This window comes from Serratia sp. szju (assembly GCF_044594185.1).
Lineage (GTDB): Bacteria > Pseudomonadota > Gammaproteobacteria > Enterobacterales > Enterobacteriaceae > Serratia > Serratia bockelmannii.
Genome location: NZ_CP172576.1, coordinates 102476 through 126607, shown reverse-complemented (window position 1 = coordinate 126607; position 24132 = coordinate 102476). Strand labels below are relative to the sequence as shown.

18 protein-coding genes and 6 tRNA genes are annotated in these 24132 nt (G+C 58.4%); 5 read left to right on the top strand and 19 right to left on the bottom strand.

All coding sequences use genetic code 11. The features are described from left to right. Positions 1 to 172 precede the first annotated feature (172 nt). The 7 genes from RE418_RS00645 to miaB form a co-directional block, all read right to left on the bottom strand. Positions 173 to 1069, bottom strand: a complete 897-nt coding sequence (locus RE418_RS00645; RefSeq protein WP_025301849.1) for an amino acid ABC transporter substrate-binding protein — start codon at positions 1067 to 1069, stop codon at positions 173 to 175. Between the two features lie 392 nt (positions 1070 to 1461). Then, positions 1462 to 2991, bottom strand: a complete 1530-nt coding sequence (gene lnt / locus RE418_RS00640; protein WP_043135765.1) for an apolipoprotein N-acyltransferase — start codon at positions 2989 to 2991, stop codon at positions 1462 to 1464. A 7-nt stretch (positions 2992 to 2998) separates the two neighbouring features. Then, the gene (corC, locus tag RE418_RS00635; protein ID WP_025301851.1) at positions 2999 to 3877 is read right to left on the bottom strand and encodes a CNNM family magnesium/cobalt transport protein CorC; all 879 of its coding nucleotides are present in this window, start codon (positions 3875 to 3877) and stop codon (positions 2999 to 3001) included. Between the two features lie 85 nt (positions 3878 to 3962). Then, complete coding sequence (ybeY, locus tag RE418_RS00630) at positions 3963 to 4436, bottom strand: rRNA maturation RNase YbeY (RefSeq protein ID WP_016928766.1); 474 nt, start codon at positions 4434 to 4436, stop codon at positions 3963 to 3965. Next, on the bottom strand, positions 4433 to 5488 hold the full coding sequence (locus tag RE418_RS00625; RefSeq protein WP_025301852.1) for a PhoH family protein: 1056 nt from the start codon (positions 5486 to 5488) through the stop codon (positions 4433 to 4435). Before RE418_RS00625 ends, ybeY begins: the two co-directional genes overlap by 4 nt. Before the next feature lie 234 nt (positions 5489 to 5722). Further along, on the bottom strand, positions 5723 to 6058 hold the full coding sequence (locus RE418_RS00620; protein WP_004939967.1) for a zinc ribbon domain-containing protein YjdM: 336 nt from the start codon (positions 6056 to 6058) through the stop codon (positions 5723 to 5725). A 119-nt stretch (positions 6059 to 6177) separates the two neighbouring features. Further along, complete coding sequence (gene miaB, locus RE418_RS00615; protein ID WP_025301853.1) at positions 6178 to 7602, bottom strand: tRNA (N6-isopentenyl adenosine(37)-C2)-methylthiotransferase MiaB; 1425 nt, start codon at positions 7600 to 7602, stop codon at positions 6178 to 6180. Between the two features lie 197 nt (positions 7603 to 7799). Between miaB and ubiF the strand changes: the two genes are divergently transcribed. Beyond that, positions 7800 to 8981 (top strand): 3-demethoxyubiquinol 3-hydroxylase, encoded by a 1182-nt coding sequence (gene ubiF / locus RE418_RS00610; protein WP_089180620.1) that lies wholly within the window; start codon positions 7800 to 7802, stop codon positions 8979 to 8981. An 87-nt stretch (positions 8982 to 9068) separates the two neighbouring features. Here the strand turns inward: ubiF and RE418_RS00605 are convergent. The 12 genes from RE418_RS00605 to nagB form a co-directional block, all read right to left on the bottom strand. Continuing rightward, positions 9069 to 9143, bottom strand: a tRNA-Gln gene (locus RE418_RS00605). A gap of 4 nt (positions 9144 to 9147) precedes the next feature. After that, positions 9148 to 9224: transfer RNA gene (locus tag RE418_RS00600), tRNA-Met, on the bottom strand. A gap of 41 nt (positions 9225 to 9265) precedes the next feature. Beyond that, a tRNA-Gln gene (locus tag RE418_RS00595) sits at positions 9266 to 9340 on the bottom strand. A gap of 44 nt (positions 9341 to 9384) precedes the next feature. Further along, positions 9385 to 9459, bottom strand: a tRNA-Gln gene (locus RE418_RS00590). Between the two features lie 30 nt (positions 9460 to 9489). Beyond that, positions 9490 to 9574, bottom strand: a tRNA-Leu gene (locus tag RE418_RS00585). Positions 9575 to 9590: 16 nt separating this feature from the next. Continuing rightward, positions 9591 to 9667: transfer RNA gene (locus tag RE418_RS00580), tRNA-Met, on the bottom strand. Positions 9668 to 9885: 218 nt separating this feature from the next. Then, positions 9886 to 11550: an asparagine synthase B gene (asnB, locus tag RE418_RS00575; protein ID WP_004939961.1), complete on the bottom strand. Its 1665-nt coding sequence runs from the start codon at positions 11548 to 11550 to the stop codon at positions 9886 to 9888. A 283-nt stretch (positions 11551 to 11833) separates the two neighbouring features. Next, complete coding sequence (locus tag RE418_RS00570; protein ID WP_089180621.1) at positions 11834 to 13276, bottom strand: carbohydrate-binding protein; 1443 nt, start codon at positions 13274 to 13276, stop codon at positions 11834 to 11836. Between the two features lie 190 nt (positions 13277 to 13466). Continuing rightward, positions 13467 to 14219, bottom strand: coding sequence for an HAD-IIA family hydrolase (locus tag RE418_RS00565; RefSeq protein ID WP_004939957.1), 753 nt, complete (start codon positions 14217 to 14219; stop codon positions 13467 to 13469). Positions 14220 to 14286: 67 nt separating this feature from the next. Further along, on the bottom strand, positions 14287 to 15507 hold the full coding sequence (locus RE418_RS00560) for an N-acetylglucosamine repressor (RefSeq protein WP_004939956.1): 1221 nt from the start codon (positions 15505 to 15507) through the stop codon (positions 14287 to 14289). Between the two features lie 27 nt (positions 15508 to 15534). Continuing rightward, positions 15535 to 16674 carry an N-acetylglucosamine-6-phosphate deacetylase gene (nagA, locus tag RE418_RS00555; protein WP_025301856.1) on the bottom strand — a complete coding sequence of 380 codons (1140 nt, stop codon included), beginning with the start codon at positions 16672 to 16674 and terminating at the stop codon, positions 15535 to 15537. 18 nt (positions 16675 to 16692) lie between these two features. Continuing rightward, positions 16693 to 17493, bottom strand: a complete 801-nt coding sequence (gene nagB, locus RE418_RS00550) for a glucosamine-6-phosphate deaminase (RefSeq protein ID WP_004939952.1) — start codon at positions 17491 to 17493, stop codon at positions 16693 to 16695. 334 nt (positions 17494 to 17827) lie between these two features. On the opposite strand from nagB, the gene nagE reads away from it, so the two are divergent. The 4 genes from nagE (at position 17828) to chiQ (ending at position 24122) form a co-directional block, all read left to right on the top strand. Next, positions 17828 to 19864 carry an N-acetylglucosamine-specific PTS transporter subunit IIBC gene (gene nagE, locus RE418_RS00545; RefSeq protein WP_025301857.1) on the top strand — a complete coding sequence of 679 codons (2037 nt, stop codon included), beginning with the start codon at positions 17828 to 17830 and terminating at the stop codon, positions 19862 to 19864. A gap of 240 nt (positions 19865 to 20104) precedes the next feature. Next, positions 20105 to 21769 carry a glutamine--tRNA ligase gene (glnS, locus tag RE418_RS00540; RefSeq protein WP_025301858.1) on the top strand — a complete coding sequence of 555 codons (1665 nt, stop codon included), beginning with the start codon at positions 20105 to 20107 and terminating at the stop codon, positions 21767 to 21769. Between the two features lie 577 nt (positions 21770 to 22346). Then, the gene (locus tag RE418_RS00535; RefSeq protein WP_089180622.1) at positions 22347 to 23750 is read left to right on the top strand and encodes an OprD family outer membrane porin; all 1404 of its coding nucleotides are present in this window, start codon (positions 22347 to 22349) and stop codon (positions 23748 to 23750) included. Positions 23751 to 23795: 45 nt separating this feature from the next. Continuing rightward, on the top strand, positions 23796 to 24122 hold the full coding sequence (chiQ, locus tag RE418_RS00530; RefSeq protein ID WP_089180623.1) for a ChiQ/YbfN family lipoprotein: 327 nt from the start codon (positions 23796 to 23798) through the stop codon (positions 24120 to 24122). Positions 24123 to 24132 lie beyond the last annotated feature (10 nt).

Genomic DNA, 24132 nt, shown 5'->3' with positions numbered 1-24132 from the left:
GACTTGATGAGCGCCGATCGCCGCGCGGCCAGTCTGGCTGGCTTATTGTGTGCGGATGTCGGTGATGCGCCTTGGGGAAAATGAGGGAGGGGAACGGCCCCCCTCATACCTGTCTGTCCCAGTCATCAACTGGGCCGGTTTGGCCTGGCGGCCGCCCCGGCTGTCATTCTATTTAGTTCAATGCCTTGTCGTTAGGTTCTTTGAACAGCTGCTTCATGTCGTCCGACAGTTCGAAGTTCATGTTGAGGTTTTTCGGTGGAATCGGCTGCTTGAACCATTTATCAAACCACTTGGCCGCTTCGCCGGAGGTTTGCGCCTGGGCGATAGTGTCATCGACCAGTTTCTTGAACGCAGGATCGTCTTTACGCAGCATGCAGCCGTAGGCTTCTTTCGACTGCGGTGTGCCGATGATTTCCCACTGATCCGGCTTCTTGGCCTTGGCGCGCTCGCCCGCCAGCAGGGCGTCGTCCATCATGAAGGCCACCGCGCGGCCGCTTTCCAGAGTGCGGAAGGAGTCGCCGTGGTCTTTGGCGCTGATGATGCGCATGTTCATCTTGCCGCTGTCGTTCAGCTTGTTCAGCAGCACTTCGGAGGTGGTGCCGGAGGTGACCACCACCGGTTTGCCGGCCAGGTCTTTAAAGTCTTTGATGTCGGAGCCTTTTTTCACCAGCAAGCGGGTGCCGACCACGAAAATGGTGTCGGAGAAGGCGGCCTGTTTCTGGCGCTCGAGGTTATTGGTGGTGGAGCCGCACTCGAAATCATAGGTGCCGTTTTGCAGCAGCGGGATGCGGTTCTGCGAGGTAATCGGCAGCATTTTCACCTGCAGATTCGGTGCATTCAGCTTTTTCTTAACGGCTTCAACGATTTGGTTGGAGTAGTCCTGAGAGTAGCCCACAACTTTTTGTTGGTTGTCGTAGTAGGAGAACGGCACTGACGATTCGCGGTGGCCGACAACGATCACGCCATTGTCTTTGATTTTCTTCAGCGTACCGGTCAGGTCTTCCGCGTGCGCCACGCTACCTGCCGCACCGAGCAGCAGTAACGATAACGCCAATTTACGCATTTGCATGGTCCAACTCCTTTACTGTTGTTGTGGCTCTGACTAAAGAGCGTCAGGTTAAATCGACTGTTTATTGCTCAAGTTATAAAGATAGTCTTATGAACTGAACGCTGTTAAAAAATAACCGATTGTGAACACCTTGAAACTAAAATGTTTCATTTTTTGAGACGCCGCGCGCACCAAATCAATGCAACAAAACGCCGGCGCACCCATGCGGTGCGTTCAATGCACCCAAAATGTGCGCAGGTGCGACAAAACGTCAGCAAAAGTAAACCGGCGCGCGATGTCGCCATAGATAAAAGCAAGGAGTGTGCCAGCCGCGTTGATTTAACGGCGTTTTCTGACTGAGGGAAGATTTGACGGGAAAGCGGGGCGCAGCGGGTGCGCCCCGACGAAGAGGGCTATTTGCGGCGCAGGCCCAATATCAGCGCCCAGCCGCCCAGCAACAGGGTCATCACCCACAGCGGCGTGGCGCCGAAGCGCGCATAAGGCGTGAAGCCGGTGGTCGGCGTGACTTTCACTTCGAGTACCTGACGGGTGAACTGCGGGATCTCGGCGATCACCTCGCCATTCGCGTCCACCGCGGCGGTGACGCCGTTATTGGTGCTGCGCAGCAGCGGTCGGCCGAGCTCCAGCGCCCGCATGCGTGCCATCTGGAAGTGCTGCCACGGGCCGATGGAGTGGCCGAACCAGGCATCGTTGGAGATGGTCAGCAGGAAGTTGGTGTCCGGGCGGAAGTTATCGCGCACCTGCTGGCCCAACACGATTTCGTAGCAGATGGCCGCCGTCAGGTTGTAGCCGCGTACGCTGAGCTGCGGTTGTACGTAGTCGCCGCGGCTGAAGGAGGACATCGGCAGGTCGAAGAACGGCGCCAGGGGCCGCAGCAGCGTCTCGAGCGGCACGAACTCGCCGAACGGTACCAGGTGGTGCTTGTTGTAGCGATCGTTGGCCGGGTAACTGTACGGCGTCGGTTCACCGAGCACGATGGCACTGTTGTAGATTTGCTGGCCCTGCGGCGTGGCACGCACGTCGACGATGCCGGTGATCAGGCTGCTGTTCTTCGCCCGCATCAGGTCGTCCATCATCGTCAGGAAGCCGTTCTGATTGGCTTCATAATCCGGAATGGCGGATTCCGGCCAGATGACGATCGGCGCCTTGCCCATGTAGGGACGGGTTTCGTCCAGATAGGTTTGCAGCGTGCTGACCAGCGCTTTCGGATCCCATTTCATCGATTGAGCGATGTTGCCTTGCACCATGGCGACGTTCACCGCTTTCTCCGGCTGCGGGGTAAACCACTGCAGCTGGCGCAGCGGCCACGGCAACAGCAGCAGCGCGGCGGCAATCACGGCTGCCGAGAGACGGCGCTGATTGACGGCGTACACCAGCAGGCCGGCGATGGCCATCAGCACAAAGGTGATGGCGTCGACGCCCAGCAGCGGCGCGATGCCTTTCAGCGGGCCGTTGATCTGGCTATAGCCGAACTGCAGCCACGGGAAGCCGGTCAGCACCCAGCCGCGCAGGAATTCGGTCACCTGCCACAGCACCGGCGCGGCGATGGCCAGCCGCCACCAGCGGGTGGCCGGCCACAGGCGCGTCAGCAGCCCGGCGAACAGCCCGGTATACAGCGACAGGTAAGCGGCGAGCAGCGCCACCAGGAAGATGTTGACGGCGAAGGGCATGCCGCCGAAATCGGCGATGCTGACATACACCCAGTTGATCCCGCTGCCGAACAACCCGAAGCCCCAGACAAAGCCGAGCAGGGCAGACTGTTTGGTGGTGCGATTGAGGGTAACGGCCAGCAGGCCGAACAGGGAGACGATGGCCGCGGGCCAGAAATCGTAGGGCGAGAACGCCAGCGTCCCGCCGGCACCTGACAACAGCGCCAGCAGGGCGCGAACCCACTGGCGTTCAAGTAATGAGGCTTTAGCCATGTTGGATTTAATCTTCCAGTTTCGGTGGTGGAGAGTCGTCCGGAATTTTTACATGAACCTGGATGATACGTCGACTGTCTGCCATGGCAACTTTAAATAGGTAACCTTCGATTTCAATGGTTTCCCCGCGCGCCGGCAGGTGGCCGAAGGCCTGCATCACCAGACCGCCGATGGTATCGACCTCGTCGTCGCTGAAATGGGTGCCGAAGGCGTCGTTGAAGTCTTCGATCGGCGCCAGCGCGCGCACGGTGTACATGTGGCGGCTGAGCTGGCGGATATCCAGATCGTCTTCGTCGTCGTATTCGTCTTCAATCTCGCCGACGATCAGCTCCAGGATATCTTCGATGGTGACCAGGCCGGACACGCCGCCGAATTCGTCAATGACAATCGCCATGTGATAGCGCTGGGAGCGAAACTCTTTCAGCATCCGGTCGACGCGCTTGCTTTCCGGCACCACCACCGCGGTGCGCAGCACTTTGTCGATGCTGAACGGCTCGGAGTCTGCGCGCATGAACGGCAGCAGATCCTTGGCCATCAGGATGCCTTCGATGTGATCTTTATCTTCGCTGATTACCGGGAAGCGCGAGTGGGCGGAGTCGATAATCACGTCCAGGCACTCTTCCAGCGTCTGGTTGCGCTTGAGCGTCACCATCTGGGAGCGGGGGATCATGATGTCGCGCACGCGCTGTTCGGCGATATCCATCACGCCTTCCAGCATGTCGCGGGTATCGGGATCGATCAGGTCGTTTTGTTCGGAATCACGGATCAGCTCGACCAGATCGCCACGGTTTTTGGGCTCGCCGTGGAACAGCTGGTTAAGGATAAGAGTAAAGAACCCCTTCTTGGGACTGGGGCTGTCATTGCTTTGTGAATGGTCGTCGCTCATGGCGTTTTAGTTACTGTCACTCATGTCAGAGTTAAGGGGCGTCAGCGACAGCCCCGCATGGGGGCTGTGGGGTAAACGGCTGACGTCAGACGGGGTCTTTTTCCGCCAGGTACGGATCAGGATAACCCAGTCCGTGCATGATTTCGGTTTCCAAAGACTCCATTTCTTCGGCTTCATCGTCTTCGATGTGGTCATACCCTAGCAGATGAAGACTGCCGTGGACAACCATATGCGCCCAGTGGGCCTCCAGCGTTTTGCCTTGCTCAATCGCTTCCTGCTCAACCACCTGACGGCAGATGATCAGATCGCCGAGCAGCGGCAGCTCGATGCCCGGCGGGGCTTCGAACGGGAAAGAGAGCACGTTGGTCGGCTTGTCTTTGCCGCGGTAGGTCAGGTTCAGCTCGTGGCTTTCCGCTTCGTCCACCAGACGCACGGTCACCTCGGCCTCTTCCTGAAATTGCGGCAGCACGCCTTCCAGCCAGCGCTGGAAGGTGGCCTCATCCGGCAGGCCGTCGCTGCTTTCACAGGCAATCTGCAGATCCAAAATCACCTGACTCATGGTGTCTCCTGCTCGGAGGCGGCGAGCGCCTCGCGCTTACGTTGTTCGGCAATCGCGTCTTTGCGTTTCTGTTCGGCGGCTTCCCAGGCCTCATAGGCGATGACCACGCGGGCCACCACCGGGTGGCGCACCACGTCTTCGCTGTGGAAGAAGTTGAAGCTCAGTTCTTCCACGTCCGACAGCACTTCCACCGCGTGGCGCAGGCCGGATTTCTGGTTGCGCGGCAGGTCGATCTGGGTGACGTCGCCGGTGATGACCGCCTTAGAGTTGAAGCCGATGCGCGTCAGGAACATCTTCATCTGCTCGATGGTGGTGTTCTGGCTCTCATCCAGAATGATAAAGGCGTCGTTCAGCGTACGGCCGCGCATATAGGCCAGCGGCGCGACTTCGATCACGTTGCGCTCAATGAGCTTCTCCACGCGCTCGAAGCCCAGCATTTCGAACAGGGCGTCGTACAGCGGGCGCAGATAAGGATCAACCTTCTGGCTCAGATCGCCGGGCAGGAAGCCCAGCTTTTCGCCGGCTTCGACCGCAGGGCGGGTCAGCAGTATGCGGCGAATTTCCTGACGTTCCAGCGCATCCACCGCAGCGGCGACCGCCAGGTAGGTTTTGCCGGTGCCCGCCGGGCCGATGCCGAAGGTGATGTCGTGATCGAGAATATTGGCGATGTACTGCGCCTGGTTAGGCGTGCGCGGTTTCACCATACCGCGCTTGGTTTTGATGGTGACCGCCTTGCCGTAATCCGGCACGCTGTCCGCCACCTGTTCCAGCACCCGACTCTCTTTGATCGCCAGATGGATTTGCTCCGGATCGATATCCGGGATCACGCCGCGAATCGGCGCGGTATCCACGTACAGATGGCGCAGGATATCGGCGGCGGCAACCACGCACAGGTTTTTGCCGACCAGCTTGAAACGGTTGTCGCGGCGATTGATTTCGATGCCCAATCGGCGCTCGAGTTGCTTGATGTTGTCATCAAACGGGCCGCACAGGCTGAGCAAACGCTTGTTGTCTGCGGGCTCTAACAAAATTTCTTGTGTTGCGACGTTCAAACTATTCCTCTAGGTCACATCGGGCCTGGTTGATGTCACATAGCGCGTCCGGGACGCGCGCGTTCAGGGCGAGCCTGAATACTCTCTTTCTTGAATTATTCATGGTGCGCCGCAACGGCGCAAGTTTACCGCTGATCTATCTGTGCGCCGTCGGCGGAATTCAAGGGAAGATAAGGAAAAAACGCGGCGGGGCGCAAAGCCCGCCGCGTCATCACAGAACAAGGCCGCTGGGAATCAGTTCTTTTTCACGAACTCGGATTTCAGCTTCATCGGGCCGAAACCGTCGATTTTGCAGTCGATGTTGTGATCGCCTTCCACCAGGCGAATGTTTTTCACCTTGGTGCCGATCTTCAGCATCGAGGAGCTGCCTTTGACCTTCAGATCCTTGATCACGGTGACCGCGTCGCCGTCCGCCAGCAGGTTGCCGTTGGCGTCTTTGACGATCAGCGCGTCCTGATCTTCCGCCGGGGCGCTGTCGCTCCACTCGTGGGCGCACTCAGGGCAGATGAACAGGGCATTGTCCTGGTAGGTGTATTCGGAGTTGCACTTCGGGCAGTGTGGGAGTTGCATGTTATGTCGCCTCTTCAACAATAAAAAAATAAAAAAAGAACATCACCGGGCGCGGACGCCCGGCGGAGAAACGGTAAGGAGTAGCGCGAACGGGCGGCGATAAGGCGGCCGCCGCGGCGTCAGGGCTGGTAAATGCCGACGCCCAGCGCGTTTTCTTTGCGGGTACGGGCGATCACCGACTGCGGGGATTCATGTACGCGCAGATCCATCTGCTGTTCGGTGCGCACCACTGCGCCACGCAGGGTGTTGGTCAGCACCTCGGTAATTTCCACGTCGACAAATTGGCCGATCATGTCGGGCGTGCCTTCGAAGTTTACCACACGGTTGCACTCCGTGCGCCCGGCCAGCTCCATCACGCTTTTACGCGAGGTGCCCTCCACCAGAATGCGCTGGACGGTGCCGAGCATGCGACGGCTGAACTGCAGCGCCTGCTGGTTGATGCGATCCTGCAGAATGTACAGCCGCTGCTTTTTCTCTTCTTCGCTGACGTCGTCGACCATGTCCGCCGCCGGCGTACCGGGGCGCGACGAATAGATGAAGCTGAAGCTGACGTCGAAGTTGACGTCGGCGATCAGGTTCATGGTCTGTTCGAAGTCGGCCTGGCTTTCGCCCGGGAAACCGACGATGAAATCGGAGCTGAGCTGGATGGCCGGCCGCGCCTTGCGCAGCTTGCGGATAATCGCCTTATACTCCAGCGCGGTGTGCGCGCGTTTCATCATGGTCAGGATGCGGTCCGAACCGCTCTGCACCGGCAGATGCAGGAAGCTGACCAGCTCCGGCGTGTCTTCGTACACCGCGATAATGTCGTCGGTGAACTCGATCGGGTGGCTGGTGGTGAAGCGAATGCGATCGATGCCGTCGATGGCCGCCACCAGGCGCAGCAGTTCGGCGAACGAGCAGATATCGCCGTCATGCGTCGCGCCGCGGTAAGCGTTGACGTTTTGGCCGAGCAGGTTGACCTCGCGCACGCCCTGCGCCGCCAGCTGGGCGATTTCGAACAGCACGTCGTCGCTCGGGCGGCTCACTTCCTCGCCGCGGGTGTAAGGCACCACGCAGAAAGTGCAGTATTTGTTGCAGCCTTCCATGATCGACACGAAGGCGGTCGGGCCTTCGGCGCGCGGCTCCGGCAGGCGGTCGAATTTTTCGATCTCCGGGAAGCTGATATCGACCACCGGGCTGCGGGTGCCCTGAACGTGATTGATCATTTCCGGCAGGCGGTGCAGGGTCTGCGGGCCGAATACCACGTCGACGCAAGGCGCGCGGCTGCGGATCAGTTCGCCTTCTTGCGAGGCCACGCAACCGCCGACGCCGATGATGACAGACGGGTTCTTCTCTTTCAGCAAGCGCCAGCGCCCCAGCATGGCGAAAACTTTCTCCTGCGCTTTTTCACGGATCGAGCAGGTGTTCAGCAACAGCACGTCCGCTTCCTCGGCGTTGTCGGTCCACTCGAAGCCGTGCGTGCTGTTCAACAGGTCGGCCATTTTCGATGAATCGTACTCATTCATCTGGCAGCCCCAGGTTTTGATATGTAGTTTTTTCGTCATTGACTTGCCATTACTCAGTGCGGAGCGAAAGTTGCGTTACGCGACATGCAGGGCGCGTATTGTAATCATTTGCCGCCGTTGTGACCAGCGCGGGGGAAAATGGCACGCAACCTGAAGCCGAAGCGAAAATCCGGTACACTGCGCAAAACGCCATGTCGGGTGGGATGGCGAGCATTCACATAGAAAACATAGCCAATATGAAGACATCTCAAAATCGGTATGACGCGGTGGTGGTGGGTGGCGGCATGGTCGGCGCGGCGGCGGCCCTGGGGCTGGCGCAGGCGGGCTGGTCGGTGGCGTTGCTGGAACATCAGGCGCCGCAGGCGTTCGAGGCGCAAAGCCCGCCGGACCTGCGCATTTCCGCGATCGGCTGCACCTCGGTGGGGCTGCTGAAACAGCTCGGCACCTGGCAGGCCGTGACGGCGATGCGTACGGCGCCGTATCGCCGGCTGGAGACCTGGGAGTGGGCGTCGTCGCGCGTGGCGTTCGACGCGGTGTCCCTGGGGCTGCCCGAGCTGGGCTTTATGGTGGAAAACCGCATTCTGCAGCTGGGGCTGTGGCAACAGTTCGCGCAGTGCGCCAACCTGACGCTGCTGTGTCCCGCCAGGCTGCAATCGCTGCAGCGGGCGGACAATGCCTGGCAGCTGACGCTGGACAGCGGTGAGACGCTGCAAGCGCGGCTGGTTGTCGGTGCCGACGGGGCCAACTCGCAGGTGCGCAAGCTGGCGGCGATCGGCACCAACGGCTGGCAATATCGTCAGGCGTGCATGTTGATCACCGTCGATACCGGCGCGCCGCAGCAGGATGTGACCTGGCAGCGCTTCTTCCCGTCCGGGCCCCGCGCCTTCCTGCCGCTGTACGACAGCTGGGCGTCGCTGGTGTGGTATGACAGCCCGCAGCGCATTCGCCAACTGCAGGCGATGCCGCCGGCGCAGCTGGAGCGCGAAATCGCTACCGCTTTTCCGGCGCGACTGGGCCCGGTCAAGGTGCACGCTGCCGGATCGTTCCCGCTGACGCGGCGTCATGCGCAGCGCTACGTGCTGCCGGGGCTGGCGCTGGTGGGGGATGCCGCGCATACCATCAACCCGCTGGCCGGGCAGGGCGTCAATCTGGGGTATCGCGATGTGGATGCCTTGTTGAATGTGTTGAGCGAGGCGCGGGATCAGGGAGAGGACTGGAGCTGCGAGGCGGTACTGTTGCGTTATCAGCGTCGCCGCCGTACCGACAATCTGCTGATGCAGAGCGGCATGGATCTGTTTTATACCGCTTTCAGCAATAACCTGGCGCCGCTGAACGTCGCGCGCAATCTGGCGCTGATGGCCGCGCAGCGGGCGGGCAAGCTGAAAGAGCATGCGTTGAAGTACGCGTTGGGATTGTAACCGACAGGGCTCAGCTGCGGCTGGGCCCGTTAGGATGGGCTGAACGCCAGACAGCAAAAAGCCCGCCGAAGCGGGCTTTTCTAAATATGGCTGGGGTGCCAGGATTCGAACCTGGGTATGCTGGTATCAGAAACCAGAGCCTTACCGCTTGGCGACACCCCAATTATGGTGGCTACGACGGGATTTGAACCTGTGACCCCATCATTATGAGTGATGTGCTCTAACCAGCTGAGCTACGTAGCCGATGTTACTTTTTACTTCTTTGATTTGCAAGCAGTTTGTTATGGCTGGGGTACCTGGATTCGAACCAGGGAATGCCGGTATCAAAAACCGGTGCCTTACCGCTTGGCGATACCCCACCTGCAAACAAATCTTATGTTGAAACCCCATTCCCGAAAGAATATGGCTGGGGTACCTGGATTCGAACCAGGGAATGCCGGTATCAAAAACCGGTGCCTTACCGCTTGGCGATACCCCATCAACATACTGCGCCGACGATGAAGAGAAATGGTGCGGGAGGCGAGACTTGAACTCGCACACCTTGCGGCGCCAGAACCTAAATCTGGTGCGTCTACCAATTTCGCCACTCCCGCAAATACAAAAAAGATATGGTGGCTACGACGGGATTCGAACCTGTGACCCCATCATTATGAGTGATGTGCTCTAACCAGCTGAGCTACGTAGCCCTCTTTTTTTGCTTTGCCTTCATCGGCGTTGCGGGGCGCATTATGCGTATATGACCGATTTGCGTCAACAAGTTTTTTCCCGAAAAAGCGCCCGGAAGCGCCGTTTGTCTGGGTTGTGAACATTATGGCGATAAAATCGGCAATTCAGGCAGTTGGCGGGGGGAAAAGGCAACAAAAAGGCGGGCCAAAAGGCCCGCCCTGAGGGAAATGCCGCGCAATTATTTATAGGCGGCCTGGTGCACGCCAACGGCGCGGCCGGAAGGATCGTCCATCTTCTTGAACGATTCATCCCACTCGATGGCCTTGGCGGACGAGCAGGCGACGGACGGGCCGCCCGGTACGCATTCGGCGGCGCTCGGCAGCGGGAACAGCTCTTCGAAGATTTCGCGGTACAGGTAGCCTTCTTTCGACGTTGGCGTGTTGTACGGGAAGCGGAAACGCGCGGTTTCGAGCTGTTGATCGCTAATTTGCTGCGCAGCCACCTCTTTTAACGTGTCGATCCAGCTATAGCCGACGCCGTCGGAGAACTGCTCTTTCTGGCGCCAGGCCACGCTGGCGGGCAAATAGGACTCGAAACATTCGCGAACGATGTGTTTTTCCATTTTGCCGTTGCCGCACATTTTATCTTTCGGGTTGATGCGCATCGCCACGTCGAGGAATTTCTTGTCCAGGAACGGCACGCGGGCTTCGACGCCCCAGGCGGACATCGCCTTGTTGGCGCGCGCGCAGTCGAACATGTGCAGCGCCAGCAGTTTGCGCACGGTCTCTTCGTGGAATTCGCGGGCGTCCGGCGCCTTATGGAAGTACAGGTAGCCGCCGAACACTTCGTCCGCGCCTTCGCCGGAAAGCACCATCTTGATGCCCATCGCCTTGATTTTGCGCGACATCAGGTACATCGGCGTCGAGGCGCGAATGGTGGTGACGTCATAGGTTTCGATGTGATAAATCACGTCGCGGATGGCGTCCAGCCCTTCCTGCACGGTGAAGTGGATCTCATGGTGCACGGTGCCCAGGTGGTTAGCCACCTCTTGCGCGGCGCGCAGATCCGGCGAGCCTTCCAGCCCGACGGCGAAGGAGTGCAGCTGCGGCCACCAGGCCTCGCTGCGTTCCTGATCCTCCACGCGGCGCGCAGCGTACTTCTTGGTGATCGCCGAGATGACCGAGGAATCCAGCCCGCCCGACAGCAGCACGCCGTAAGGCACGTCGGACATCAGGTGGCTTTTCACCGACTCTTCCAGCGCGGTGCGCAGGGCGGCGGCGTCGGTCACGTTGTCCTTGACGCTGTCGTAATCGAACCAGTCGCGGCGATAATATTCGCGGATCTCACCGTCCTGGCTCCACAGGTAGCTGCCGGCCGGGAATTCCTTGATGGTGCGGCACACCGGCACCAGCGCTTTCATTTCCGAGGCAACGTACAGGTTGCCGTGTTCGTCATGGCCCATGTACAGCGGGATGATGCCCAGGTGATCGCGGCCGATCAGGTAGGCGTCTTTTTCAGTGTCATACAGGGCAAAAGCGAACATGCCTTGCAGATCGTCGAGGAAGTCCGGTCCTTTCTCCTGATACAGCGCCAGGATTACTTCACAGTCGGAACCGGTCTGGAACGCATAGCGGTCGCTCAGCTGTTGGCGCAGCGCCTGGTGGTTGTAAATTTCGCCGTTGACCGCCAAAACGTGGGTGTGCGCAGCGTTGTACAGCGGTTGAGCGCCGTTGTTGACGTCGACGATCGACAGGCGTTCGTGGGCCAAAATGGCTTTGTCGCTGGCGTAAACGCCGGACCAATCCGGGCCGCGGTGGCGCATCAGACGTGACAGCTCCAGCGCTTTCTTACGCAGTTCAACGGGATCGGACTTCAGATCGAGCACACCGAAAATAGAACACATACAACTCTCCTAACGGGCTTTTATGACTGTGATGTTGTTTTTACTGTTATGGGCAGCATTGCCGATTTATCAGCGATAACGCGGTTTTGCTGCGCTGTGGTTATGAAAATGCGCCAAAAGCTGCGGAGGATGCAAGCGTTTTAGCCATGCGCTGAGAAATAGTTGTTTGCGTGGCTGAGGTTTTTAACGGATTTTCAGTTATCGGCGTAAAAAATTGTCGATTATGCAATTTTTAGCGTGATGGCGGGATTGCCGGCCAGTTTGACCGGCAATCGATTAGCGATTAGGCGATGAGCTGCCAGAGGGTGAACGCGGCATCCGGCGTCCAGCCGGCATTGGAGGTGTGCGCCTGAATACAGGTGTATTTCTTGCCTTTATAACTCACGACGTCGCCGGCTTTGTAGCTGTGGTTGTTCTGCCATTCGGGCGCGCCCGGATCGGGCGGCGTGCCGTCGTTGGCGGTTTTGACCGCCAGCGCACTGCTCGGCAGGGAGGTATTGCCCAGGGTGTCGGTCGCGGTAACGAAGTAGCTGTACTGGGTTGCCGGCGTCAGACCGCTGTCGGCCAGCGACAGACCGGCGGTTTGGCCGATCGGGTTGCCGTTGCGGTAGACGGTGTAGCTGGCGATCGGTGAGGCGCCGGTGGCGGCGGCCCAGCTCAGTTTCAGCGAGGTGGCGCCCAGCTCGGAGACCGTCAGCGCCGTCGGCGCATTAGGCTTTCCCGGCGGCGGGGTGACGCCGCCCTGAATCAGCGGCGCATAGCGGGTTTTGAACTCCCAATTGTAGGCGACGCCGGCTTTGCTCTTGCCGTTATCCCAGTTGATTGACCAGGTCATTAGGCCCTTGATCGACAGGCTTTTGGCGTCGAGACGCGAGAAAGCGTTATACACCGCCTGTTTGTTGACCACGTAGCCGGTGGCGGCGGCATCGTTGTTGCTCGGCAGGCCGATGACGAATTTCGCCGCCGGGAGCTTCGCATAGCCGCGGGTGCCGGTAACCAGGCTTTCCGTCAGGTAGTAGAGGAAGTCCTCTTTCATGGCGTCGTTATTCTGCGTGATCCAGGCATTGAGTTCATCCACCCAAATACCGTCGCCGCCCTGGTTATAATATTGCGGCGCGATAAAGTCGTAATAGCCTTCGAGGGCGTTAATATAATCCAGGTAGGTGCCGTTGGTGCGCAAATACGGGAATTCCGGCGCCATGCTGATAATAAAGTTTTTCCCCTGGGCGGCGTAATGGTCTTTTACTTTTTTCAGCGCCGCAGGCAAGACGGTTTTATTATTGGCGGCGCCGATCGCCGCCTGTTCCAGATCGATATCCAGGCCGTCGAAGCCATAGACTTCCACCAGGCGAATAATCTCGTCTTTCAGCTTGTCTTCGTCGCCGGTTTTCAGCTCGATATGCGCGTCTGCGCCGCCGAGGGAGATCAGCACCGCGCGGCCCTGGCTGTTCAGCACGCCTACCTGGCGGCGAAACTCGGCGTCGGACAGGTTGTAAGGTTTGAAGGTCGGGATGCCCTGGCCTTTCATAAAGGCGACGGCCACCACGTTGTACTCGGCGGGAATGTCGGTCAGGTTCATATTGGTGAACTGGCCTTGCTGATAGCCGTCACTGACGCCGGCGGCCCAGTTGTGCCAGAAACCCATCAGGATCTTTTTATTGGCGATAGACGGCATAATGGCCGCGTCATCGGCGGCGACGGCATTAATAATGTTATTTGTGCTCATGGTAGCCTCATTCATTAGGGGTAAGGGTTTTCCGCTCGCCGGCAATATCAGCTATTGGCGGGGCGTAAAGTTATAATGAGGATTTTTAATGCAGGCAGGCTGAAACCTTTTGCTGCCATGAACGAATTAAATTCAAACTGACGCTGAGGGAGAAGGAAATAATGGCGGCCGGGCGGCCGCCATGGCCGCATCAGAAGATAGTGATATCGGCGACGGAAGGGTAGACATAGCTCGGGCGGAACGGCATGGTTTCGATGTCGCTCAGCGTGGAGACACCGGACAGCACCAGAACGGTTTCCAGGCCGGCCTGGAAGCCCGCCAGGATGTCGGTACGCAGGTTGTCGCCGACGATCACCGTTTCTTCCGAGTGCGCCTGCATTTTGTTCAGTGCGGCGCGAATGATCCACGGGCTGGGCTTGCCGACGTAAAACGGCTTGCGGCCGGTGATCTTCTCGATGGGGGCACACAGTGCGCCGCAGGCCGGCGAGAAGCCGTGGCCGTGGCTATCCGGGTTGGTGGCGATAAAGCGCGCCCCATTGCTCACGAAATAGGCGGCTTTGTGCATCATGTCCCAGTTGTAAGAGCGGGTTTCACCGACGATCACGAAATCCGGGTTGATGTCGGTGATGGTGAAACCGGCTTTGTACAGCTCATGGATAAGGGCGCCTTCACCGACCACGTAGGCCTTTTTGCCTTCCTGCCGACGCAGGAAATCGGCGGTGGCCATCGCCGAGGTATAGAACGCGCTCTCCGGCACTTCCAGACCGGCGGCGGCGAAGCGGTTCGCCAGATCCTGCGCGGTCTGTGACGGGTAGTTGGTCAGCACCACCAGCGGCATGCCTTGTTCCTGGATGCGCGCCAGGAACAGATCGGCGCCGGGCACCGGCGTATTGTCATGCAGCAGCACGCCGTCGATATCGCATATAACGTTTTTGATTTTCATTTGTCGCTGTTTCTCATGATTACGGCAGGCAAGAGGTGACGATAACACACCTGCCAGAAGCGGCGGATCAGCTTTCCAGCAATCGCTGCAAGAGCACGCCGTTGAGCATCGCGCGTTTGGCCAGGGCGAAAGCGCCGATCGCCGAGCGATGATTGAGTTCGGAGGTCACCACCGGCAGATTTTTGCGGAAGTCCTTCAGTACCTGGGTATTGATGCAGCTCTGGATCGCCGGCAGCAGCACCTTATCCGCTTCGGTGATCTCACCGGCGATCACCACCTTCTGCGGATTGAACAGGTTGATGGCGATGGCCACTGCCTTGCCCAGATAGCGGCCGACGTGTTCGATCACTTCGCTGGCCAGTAGATCGCCACGGTTGGCGGCCTTGCAGATGGCGTTGATGCCGCAGTCTTCCAGCGTCAATTTGCTCGGGTAGCCCTGGCTCAGCAGTTGGCGCACGCGCTGTTCGATCGCCGCGTTGGCGGCCACGGTTTCCAGGCAGCCGAAGTTGCCGCAGTGGCAGCGTTCACCCAGCGGATCGATCTGGATATGGCCAATTTCGCCGACGTTGCCGTTATTACCGAGAAAAATCTGCCCGTTGACGATGATGCCGGCGCCGGTACCGCGGTGCAGGCGCACCAGAATCGAGTCTTCGCAGTCGCGGGTGGCGCCGAAGTAGTGCTCCGCCAGCGCCAGGCTGCGGATGTCGTGGCCGACGAAGCTGGTGACGTTGAAGCGCTGCTGCAGGTTGTCCACCAGTGCCCAGTTGCTGACGCTGATGTGCGGCATGTAGCGCACCACGCCCAGCGCCGGATCCACCAGGCCGGGTAGGATCACCGCGATGGCGATCAGTTCGCGCAGGCGGCGCTGGTTCGCTTCGATGAATTGGGCGATGGCGGCGAACAGCGCATTCTCCAGCGTTTCCTGGGTGCGTTCCGGCAGCGGATAGTGTTCTTCGCTGAGCGATTTACCGCTCATGTCATACAGGGTGATGGTGGCGTCGTGGCGGCCGAGACGCACCGCGACGGTATGGAAATGACGGGTTTCCGACACGATGGAGATCGCGCGGCGGCCGCCGGTGGAGGCTTGCTGATCGACTTCTTTGATCAGCCCGCGCTCCAGCAACTGGCGAGTAATTTTGGTGACGCTGGCGGGAGCAAGCTGGCTGAGTTCGGCAATTTGAATGCGCGAGATCGGGCCCTGCTGGTCGATCAGGCGGTAAACTGCTGCGCCGTTAAGTTGTTTGACTAAGTCAACGTTCCCTATTTGTGCTTGTCCGCCAGTGCTCATCAATAATGTTACTCGCTGTTCATTGAATTAAACCTCGTTACCGTTAACGAGCGTTTTGGTGATCTTGAAATCACGGGTGAAGGCGGTCAGGTTAGCCACCTTGCCGGCTTCGAGGGTGCCCAGACGGTGATCGACGCCAATGGCGCGCGCCGGATACAGCGTCGCCATACGCAGCGCTTCGTCCAGCGCGATGCCGATATGCTCGACGCTGTTTTGCACCGCTTCGATCATGGTCAGCGCGGAACCGCTCAGGGTGCCGTTCTCATCCACGCACAGCCCATCCCGATAGTATATTGTTTTACCGGCGAAAATAAATTGGTCAATATCTGCACCCGCCGGTGCGGTCGCGTCGGTGACCAAGACCAATTTATCACCTTTCAGGCGTTTGGCGTTACGGATACTCGCCCAGGCTACGTGATGGCCGTCGGCGATGATGCCGGTATAGACCTCTGGCGTATCGAAGATCGCCCCCATCAGCCCCGGTTCGCGGCCGGTGATATACGGCATGGCGTTGTACAGGTGGGTGGCGAAGCTGATGCCGGCGGCGAAGCCGGTGCGCGCCTGATCGTAGGTGGCATTCGAGTGGCCGGCGGAGACCACGATGCCGGCCTCGGTCAGTTGTTTAATAACGTGCGGCTCAACCATTTCCGGTGCCAGCGTCACCTTGGTGATCACGTCGGCGTTGGCGCACAGGTAATCGATCATGTCCTGCGTTGGCTTGCGAATGAACGCCGGGTTGTGAGTGCCTTTTTTTACCGGGCTGAGGTACGGCCCCTCCAGGTGCAGGCCCAACGCCTGGTTTTGGTGCTTTTTCAGATAAGCGCGCATCACGTCGACGCTGTGCTTCATGAATTCGTCGCTGCTGGTGATCAGCGTCGGCAGATAGCTGGTGCAGCCGGATTTCTCGTTGGCGCGCTGCATGATCTCCAGCGTTTCTTCCGAGATTGCTTCCAGCGAATCGTTGAACTGGACGCCGCCGCAGCCGTTCAGCTGCACGTCAATAAGCCCGGGGGCCAGGATGGCGCCACCCAGGTCGCGCGTTTCGATGCCGGCGGGCAATTCAGCCACCGGGCAGACTCTCTCGATCAGCCCATCAGCGATAATGACTGCATGGTCATCAAGTACGTCGTGGCCGGTATAGATTCGGCCGTGGGTTAAAGCGAACATCGTAGCCCCCTGCAAAGATTAAAGACTTTTCACGCTTTCCGCTTCTAACTCGCGGAAATATTTGACGGTTTTGACTTTCAGTTCCATGGTGGCCGGTTCGTCGCACACCACCACCGCTTTGGCGTGCAGCTGCAGGCAGCTGATGGTCCACATGTGGTTGATGTTGCCTTCCACTGCGGCTTCCAGCGCCTGTGCCTTGGCATGGCCGGTCACCAGGATCATCACTTCTTCGGCATCCAGCAGCGTGCCCACGCCGACGGTCAACGCATATTTCGGCACCAGGCTGACGTCGCCGCCGAAGAAGCGCGAGTTGGCGATGCGGGTGTCTTCGGTCAGCGTTTTGATGCGGGTGCGCGAAGCCAGGGACGAAGCCGGCTCGTTGAACGCGATATGGCCGTCGATACCCACGCCGCCCATGAACAGGTTAATTTTGCCGTAAGATTTGATCTTCTCTTCGTACTGGCGGCACTCGGCGTCGACATCCGCGGCGTTGCCGTTCAGCAGGTTGATATTTTCACGAGGGATATCAACGTGGTCAAAGAAGTTGCGGTACATGAAGGTGTGGTAGCTTTCCGGGTGTTCCTGCGGCAGGCCAACGTACTCGTCCATGTTGAAAGTCACAACATGCTTAAAGCTTACTTCACCTGCTTTGTGCATCGCAATCAGATGTTTGTAGGCTTCCAGCGGCGTGCCGCCGGTAGGCAGGCCGAGGACAAACGGGCGCTCTGCGGTTGGCTTGAATGCGTTGATGCGTTGAACGATATGACGCGCGGCCCATTTGCCGACTTGTGCGGTATCTTTCAGTGGGATAAGTCTCATCTAACACCTCTTGGGATAAGTAAACTAAAGCTATACTGTACGGGCCTGCGGGAGTCCTAAGCGTAACCCAGCTTTATGATTCTCGCGTGAATCGTCCGTCCGGTTGATTTTTTGAATGATAAAATAAGTTTTGTGTGATGGCCAGCAATCTGGGAGGGAAAGACTACTTTTTGGTGATATTTATCACAAAAAAGGAGGTTTTAATTTGCGATACAAAATAAATTTTTTACACTCGGCATGAGTGATACGTGCCAAGCATTGTTTCTAAAAAGGTAGTGAGAGCTCCAAATAAACTACTAATAGGGTCCGTCCGCGGACAACATAGGGGGAAAAGGTGAACATTCTTAGTTATTTGCAAAAGGTGGGACGGGCGCTGATGGTGCCGGTCGCCACGCTGCCCGCCGCCGCCATCTTGATGGGCGTCGGGTACTGGATTGACCCTGTTGGTTGGGGCGGCGACAACGCTTTCGCTGCCTTATTGATTAAGTCTGGCTCTGCGATTATCGATCATATGGCGGTGTTGTTCGCCGTTGGTGTCGCCTACGGCATGTCCAAAGATAAGGACGGCTCTGCCGCACTGACCGGTTTCGTCGGTTTCCTGGTGCTGACGACCCTCTGTTCACCGGCCGCCGTGTCGATGATTCAGAAGATCCCGCTCGATCAGGTGCCTGCCGCGTTCGGCAAGATTGAGAACCAGTTCGTTGGTATTCTGGTGGGTATCATCTCCGCCGAAGTGTACAACCGCTTCAGCGGTGTCGAGTTGCCTAAGGCGCTGTCGTTCTTCAGCGGCCGCCGTTTGGTGCCGATCCTCATTTCCTTCCTGATGATCCTGGTCGCTTACATCCTGATGTTCGTCTGGCCGGTCGTGTTCGGCGCTCTGGTGAGCTTCGGCGAACACATCCAAAAATTGGGCTCCGTCGGCGCGGGTATCTATGCCTTCTTCAACCGCCTGCTGATCCCGGTCGGCTTGCACCACGCGCTGAACTCGGTGTTCTGGTTCGACGTGGCCGGCATCAACGATATCCCTAACTTCCTCGGCGGCCAGCAGTCGATTGACGCGGGTAAAGCGGTTGTTGGCATCACCGGCCGTTATCAGGCGGGCTTCTTCCCGATCATGATGTTCGGTCTGCCGGGCGCGGCGCTGGCCATCTATCACTGCGCGCGTCCTGAGAATAAGGCGAAGGTGCTGGGGATCATGATGGCAGGGGCATTCGCTGCCTTCTTTACCGGCATCACCGAACCGCTGGAGTTCTCCTTCATGTTCGTGGCACCGGTGCTGTACGTGATCCACGCCGTACTGACCGGTATCTCGGTGTTCATCGCCGCTAACATGCATTGGATTTCAGGCTTCGGTTTCAGCGCCGGCCTGGTGGATATGATGCTGTGGGTGCGTAACCCGCTGGCGACCCACTGGTACATGCTGATCCCGCAGGGCCTGGTGTTCTTCGTTATCTACTATGTGGTGTTCCGCTTCACCATCAACAAGTTCAACCTGATGACCCCGGGCCGCGAGCTGGCGGTTGCCGGTGACGAAACCGACGGTTATGACGTCAACGTCAACAGCAGCGCCGGTAAAGACGAGAACGAAACCACCACGCTGGCCCGTCGCTACGTCGGCGCGATCGGCGGCTCCGACAACCTGACCGGCATCGACGCCTGCATCACCCGCCTGCGTTTGAACGTGAAGGACTCTGCGCTGGTGAACGACGCATTGGCGAAACGCCTTGGTGCGTCGGGCGTTATTCGTCTGAACAAGCAGAGCGTACAAGTGATCGTCGGCACCCGTGCCGAGCTGATTGCCAGCGCAATGCGCAACGTAATTGCGGCCGGCCCGGTAGCGGCTGCGGCGGCTCCGGCGGCGGCCCCTGCCGCGGAAGTCAAACCGCAGGCGGTGCCGAACGCACCGAAAGTCGCGTTTGAAACGCTGGTGGCGCCGGTGACGGGTGAAGTCGTGGCGCTCGATCAGGTGCCGGACGAAGCTTTCGCCAGCAAGGCGGTCGGTGACGGCCTGGCGATTCGCCCGACCGACAAGATCGTGGTGGCGCCGGCGGATGGCACCGTGGTGAAAATCTTCAATACCAACCACGCGTTCTGCCTGGAAACCGACAAGGGCGCTGAGGTCGTGGTACACATGGGGATCGACACCGTCGCGCTGGAAGGCCAGGGCTTCAAACGCCTGGTGGAAGAGGGCGCGGAAGTGAAAGCCGGTCAACCGATTCTGGAACTGGATCTGGATTACCTGAACGCTAACGCGCGCTCGATGATAAGCCCGGTGGTGGTCAGCAACGCTGACGACTACGCCGGCCTGGCGGCGCTGGCCAGCGGCTCGGTGGTCGCCGGTCAGACCAAGCTGTACGAGATCCAAAAGTAAGGCCGTTTTTACCTGAGTAGTATCCGGGGCCGGTCACGCATCATGGCGGAGTTTGCCCCGACTTGGCGGGAAGAGAGCGATCTCTTCCCGCTTTTTTTATTCCGTTTCGCCCCATGGCGGTGCGCTGCGCGCCGATGGTGCAACGCGCCGCATTTTTCGTGAAACAAACGGTTGTTTCCAGACGTGGCTTGTTGGATCATAGGCGGTTATGTGTAGCGCTTTGCATTGAGGAACAGTGAAATGAGTGAGGCTGAAGCCCGCCCAACCAATTTTATCCGTCAGATCGTCGATGAAGATCTGGCGTCGGGGAAACACACGTCGGTACATACCCGCTTCCCGCCGGAGCCTAACGGCTATCTGCATATCGGCCACGCCAAGTCCATCTGCCTGAACTTCGGCATCGCCAAGGACTATCAGGGCCAGTGCAACCTGCGTTTCGATGACACCAACCCGGTGAAAGAAGACATCGAGTTCGTGGAGTCAATCAAGCACGACGTGGAGTGGCTGGGCTTTGAGTGGAGCGGCAACGTTCGTTACTCCTCAGACTATTTCGATCAGCTGCATCAGTATGCGGTTGAGCTGATCTCCAAGGGCCTGGCCTACGTCGATGAGCTGTCGCCGGAGCAGATCCGTGAATATCGCGGCACGCTGACCGCGCCGGGCAAAGACAGCCCGTACCGCGATCGCAGCGTGGAAGAGAACCTGGCGCTGTTCGAGAAGATGCGCAACGGCGAGTTTGCCGAAGGCGCCGCCTGCCTGCGCGCCAAGATCGATATGGCTTCGCCGTTTATCGTGATGCGCGATCCGGTGCTGTACCGCATCAAGTTCGCCGAACACCACCAGACCGGCAATAAATGGTGCATCTATCCGATGTACGATTTCACCCACTGCATTTCCGATGCGCTGGAAGGGATCACCCACTCGCTGTGTACTCTGGAATTCCAGGATAACCGCCGTCTGTATGACTGGGTGCTGGATAACATCACCATTCCTTGCCACCCGCGTCAGTACGAGTTTTCGCGCCTCAACCTCGAATACGCCATCATGTCGAAGCGCAAGCTGCACCAGTTGGTGGCCGAGAAGATCGTTGAGGGCTGGGACGATCCGCGTATGCCGACCGTTTCCGGTCTGCGCCGTCGCGGTTATACCGCCGCCTCTATCCGCGAGTTTTGCCTGCGCATCGGCGTGACCAAGCAAGACAACAACGTCGAGATGGTGGCGCTGGAATCCTGCATCCGTGACGATCTGAACGAGAACGCCCCGCGCGCCATGGCGGTGCTGGATCCGGTGAAAATCGTCATCGAGAACATGGGCGATGCGGTGGAAATGGTCACCATGCCTAACCACCCGAACAAACCGGAAATGGGCAGCCGCGATGTGCCGTTCAGCCGCGAAATCTATATCGATCGCGCCGACTTCCGCGAGGAAGCCAACAAGCAGTACAAGCGTCTGGTGCTGGGCAAAGAAGTGCGTCTGCGCAATGCGTACGTGATCAAGGCCGAGCGCGTCGAGAAGGACGAAGCGGGCGAGATCACCACCATCTTCTGCAGCTACGATGCGGAAACGCTGAGCAAAGATCCTGCCGACGGCCGCAAGGTGAAGGGCGTGATCCACTGGGTGTCTGCGGCGCACGCGCTGCCGGCGGAAATTCGCCTGTACGATCGCCTGTTCAGCGTGCCTAACCCGGGCGCGGCGGAGGACTTCCTCTCCACCATCAACCCGGAATCGCTGGTGATCAAGCACGGCTTCGTTGAGCCGAGCCTGGCGGCCGCACAGCCGGAGAAAGCCTACCAGTTCGAGCGTGAAGGCTACTTCTGCGCCGACAACCGTTACTCGTCGGCCGAGCATCTGGTGTTTAACCGCACCGTCGGCCTGCGTGACACCTGGGCGAAAATCGAAGGCTAATCTTATTCGCCTCGAAAATTAATGAATCAGCGCGGCTTAGGCCGCGCTTTTTTATACCTGCGATTTAGCGAATAATCTGTTCCTCTCACATTTATCTGGGCTGCGTTTAATTAATCGCAGCGCGTGAGGCCATAAGTTTTCTGATATTGGCCTTACTAATCTTAATTTTCATTTATATATTCGTGATGCGAATTAATTTCATTTAGAGAGCGCTCTCAATTTTTATCGTCTGCCTGACGAATTTAGTCAGGCTGAAACCATTAATCGTCTCTGGTTGACCTTGTATCTCAATTTATTCTGATTTAATTGAATTTTTTATTCGACACCTTCCATGATCGCCGGCGTAACAAAATATCACTGATATGTGCTCCTTGTCATACTTTGACAAATCTTCCGCATTTTTCATTTGATAATTCGCGTCGCGAAAAATAGTCTGTCTGTAGCAATTAGTGCTGTGGGAATAACATCTCGTCGGCAATATTTTTTACCCGTTCGGGTTTTTTATTGGCAGTCGTGCAGGGCAGTGGTGAACACAGGCGGCTGCAACTTTTAAGTTAAGTCAAAGAGGAATTTCACTATGGGTACGCACGGTGCTCAGCGTAAAACGCTGGCGCTCGCAGTCGCGGGCGCGCTGTTGGGAACAGGGTTTGCCATGGCGCCTGAGGCGAAAGCCGCAGGGTTTATCGATGATTCCACGCTGACCGGCGGTATTTATTACTGGCAACGTGAGCGCGACCGTAAAGATCTCAATCCGGACAGCAAGGATTACAACCAATACACCACCAACCTGTCGCACTCCACCGCCAACCTGAGCCTGGATTTCGCGTCGGGCTACGCCTGGGACATGTTCGGTCTGGACGTCGGCGCCTTTACCGCCATCGAGCTGGCGGAATCCAGCGCCAGCGGCCACCCGAACGAGATCGCGTTCTCCTCTAAAAACCGTACCTACGACGAAGACTATTCCGGTGACAAAGGTGGCGTCAGCCTGTACAAAGCCGCCGCTAAATTCAAATACGGCCCGGTCTGGGCGCGTGCCGGTTACATTCAGCCGAGCGGCCAAACCCTGCTGGCGCCGCACTGGAGCTTTATGCCGGGCACCTATCAGGGGGCTGAAGCCGGCGCCAAGTTCGATTACGGCGATGCCGGCGCGTTGAGCTTCTCCTACATGTGGGCCGACAAATACAAGGCGCCGTGGCATACCGAGGTGGATGACTTCCGCCAGAACGATAAGAAAACCCGTGTCTCCTACCTGCACTCGCTGGGCGCCAAGTACGATTTCAAAAACGATTTGGTGCTGGAAGCTGCCTTCGGCCAGGCACAGGGGTATGTGAATCAATACTTCACCAAGGCGTCTTACAAATTCGATCTGCTGGGCAACCCGCTGACCACCAGTTACCAGTTCTACGGTGCGGAAGACCGCATCAGCGACAAGAACGATCCGAACAGCATCTACGACGGTCTGGCCTGGCTGCAGGCGCTGACCTTCGGTTACACCACCGGGCAGTTCAACTGGCGTTTGGAAGGCACCATGGTCAAGGCGGAAGGCAACCAGGGCTTCTTCCTTCAGCGCATGACCCCGACCTACGCTTCGTCCAACGGTCGTTTGGACGTGTGGTGGGATAACCGCTCCGACTTTAACGCCAACGGCGAGAAAGCGGTGTACGCCGGCGTGATGTATGACCTCAGCAACTGGAACCTGCCGGGCATGGCGGTCGGCGGCTCCTACGTTTACGCCTGGGACGCCAAGCCGAGCACCAACCCGATCTACGATCAGAGCCAGCGCCTGAAAGAGAGCGCCTGGAGCCTGGACGCGATGTATACCATCCAGGAAGGGCGCGCCAAGGGCACCCTGATCAAACTGCACTACACCCAGTATGACAACCACACCAACATCCCGAGCTGGGGCGGCGGTTACGGCAACATCTTCCAGGACGAGAAAGACGTCAAGTTCATGGTCATCGCGCCATTCACCATCTTCTGATGCGTTCCCCGGCCTCGCCGCCGGGGCAGTTAAGGGAATTCAACGATGAAAAAAATCATGCTGATGTTGGCGGCCGCTGCGGCCCTGAGCGCCTGCGCGCAACCCACCGCGCCGCCGGAAGACGCCAAGTTGAAGCAGGCTTACAGCGCCTGCATCAACACTACCGAAGGCTCGCCGGAGCGTCTGCAGCCCTGTAAGGCGGTGCTGAACGTGCTGAAACAAGAGAAGCAGCACCAGCAGTTCGCCGCGCAGGAAACGGTGCGGGTGATGGATTATCAGAACTGCATTATGGCGGTGCACAGTGGTAACGGTCAGGCTTACGACGCCAAGTGCGGCAAGCTGTGGCAAGAAATTCGCGATAACAATAATTAAGAAGGATAAG